We start from the raw sequence: 2504 nt of genomic DNA, 5'->3' as shown, positions 1-2504 counted from the left end.
TTTCCGATTTGGTTTACAAAGGCTTGAAGAAGAGAAGTGAAGCAGTGGAGGCACCGCTAAATATCATTGCCTGTGAAAATATGATCGGCGCCAGTGCTTTCTTAAAAGAAAAAGTGTACGAGAAAGCAGCCGCGGAAGAGAAAGCCCAATTCGATAAGCTGTTTGCATTCCCGAATGCAGCGGTGGACAGGATTGTGCCTAATCAAACGAATGACGATCCGTTAATGGTCCTAGTGGAACCTTTCTATGAATGGGTAGTCGACGCATCAGCCATGATTGGAGAAGTACCTAATATAGGTGGAGTGAAGTTTGTAGAGGATTTGGCACCTTATATCGAACGTAAATTATATACGGTCAACACAGGGCACGCATCCATTGCATATCTGGGGTACCTTAACGGATTCCATGCAATTGACAAAGCCGTTAGGAGTGAAGTAATCAATCAAGTCGTATCAGGTGCGTTAAAAGAAACGGGTGAAGTCATTATTGAAAAATACGGTTTTGACCAAGATGATCACCTGGATTATATCAATAAAATTCTCAGCCGATTCGAAAACCCATTCATTATCGACGATGTGACAAGGGTTGGCCGTTCACCATTAAGAAAACTCGGAAAGGATGACAGGTTATTCGGTCCGGCTTTAAGCTTCTTCGAGTTATTTAAAGAAGTACCCGAGAACCTTACACACGTTATTGCTGCGGCTTTACTTTTTGAAGTGGAAGAAGACGGAGAAGCGGTCGAGTTAAAAAATTTGGTCGAGGCTTCGGGTGCTGCGAATACTTTAAGTGAGATTACGGGGCTGGATAAGAATCATCCGATTATTTTGCAGGTAGAGACGGTTTATAGAAAGTTAAAAGGCAGGAAGTAAAGTGAAATAGCTAGAAGCAGTGGCTGGCCGCCGCTGCTTTTAATTTTTCTCATATATGCAGCCGGTATCCCTCTTAAACGGAAAGAACCAGCGCCAATGCACATTTCTTTACCTCTGAACTCAAAACCCGTATAATCGTAAAAATAGATAAAACAACCTGTTTCTCTTAGTTGCACCAACAACGGAAGTAACCTGCTGTATTGACAGTCAAGGTTACTTTTTTCATGAAAAGGGTACGATATAAGAAATCGAAAGTAACGGTAAAGGTATGATGAGTGTATGAAGCATTTACATAGACAACATGTTTGGCTGGGGAGGTTTCTGGCGTCTGACCCGGGACGGAAGAGGTTTCAGCAGGCAGGGAAAGCAACGATCAGTTTGATTTCTGCAGTGTTTACGATGCTTTTTCTCCTCAATCTATGGGATTATCAGGCAATCACCCCTGCAATTGTGTCGGGGATGGTCGGTATGCTCGGGGTCATGATCGTGATGGATGATACCGAGGGGAAAAAAAAGGTGACGACGTTATTAATCGGTGTGTCGGTTGCCATTGGAATTACAGTGGGATCTTTGTTGGCACATTACAGCCTTTTGGTGAATGGGCTGATGGTGCTGGTAATATTCTCGGCATTTTATTTTTCACGGTTTGCGATCCGTTATTTTTCAATGGGGATGGCTGGTTTCATGGCCCTCTATATTTCGTTCATATTGCAACTGAATGCCGCTCACCTCACGTGGTTTTATATCGGGATAGCCATAGGGGCTTTATTTGCTTACGTTTATAATTATCTGCTCTTTAAGAGTTCTGTTCATGTACTGCGGAGAAGTATGCGTTCATTCCACATCCAGTCGAATGTGACGTTTACAATCTTGATGAAAATGATTGAAGATCCGAACAGCAGTCATAAAAGAAGGAAGCTCCTTTATAAAAATGTAAGCCGGTTAAATGATTATGCGAGAATTGTTTCTTCAGAGATCAATCAGGAGGATTTGAAAAAACTGTGGCCAGGAATTGAATCGTCCCAATTGAGGCTCTATGTGTTTGATACTGAAATGCTTGTACAAACGTTGACGGATTCACTTAAAAAGCTGAAAGATCTGGATGCGCTCGAATCTGTGGAGGTTAGACGATTATTAGTATGGGTCATCCGCTCGTTAAGGGACGCGGAAGTCCTTGCACATAATTACGATCCCCATTATTTAGAGGAAGCGGAAAAAGCGATTCAAGGTCTGCGGTTGCTTTTGACCGAGCTCCTCAATCAGGATGAAAAGCCTAAAGGAGTGTACCTCTTACGAAGGATAGAATCAATCGCCAATCATGTACTTGAAGCAGCCCTGACGATCCAGGCATCACTTAAATCGACAGATGGGGATACCATTGCAGTCGCATCTGAGGCAGAAAGCAAAACGGAGGATCAAGATGAGGATACTTCTAAAAATACATCACTGAAGCCGCAGACGAGAAAAGGGATTCAAGCCTTGGTAGCCGGAACCTTGGCTATCATAGTGGGTGAATTGATCTCTCCTGCACAGCCTTACTGGGTATTGCTGACAACTTTCATCATCCAGATCGGCACAGAGTCGGTAGGGAGAACGTATATGAAAGGTTTTCAACGCTCGGTGGGTACAGTCATC

1 protein-coding gene and 1 pseudogene are annotated in these 2504 nt (G+C 43.3%); both read left to right on the top strand.

What is annotated here, in order from left to right; all coding sequences use genetic code 11:
- On the top strand, positions 1-869 hold an 869-nt coding region (locus HP456_RS22690; RefSeq protein ID WP_172255305.1), incomplete at its 5' end, for a mannitol-1-phosphate 5-dehydrogenase.
- 279 nt (positions 870-1148) lie between these two features.
- Positions 1149-2504, top strand: a pseudogene (locus tag HP456_RS22685) (FUSC family protein); the annotation flags it as partial.

Origin of the sequence: Bacillus haikouensis (assembly GCF_013179555.1) — a bacterium.
In the GTDB taxonomy this organism is placed as follows: domain Bacteria; phylum Bacillota; class Bacilli; order Bacillales; family Bacillaceae_B; genus Rossellomorea; species Rossellomorea haikouensis_A.
This window is presented reverse-complemented; position numbering and strand designations above follow the sequence as displayed.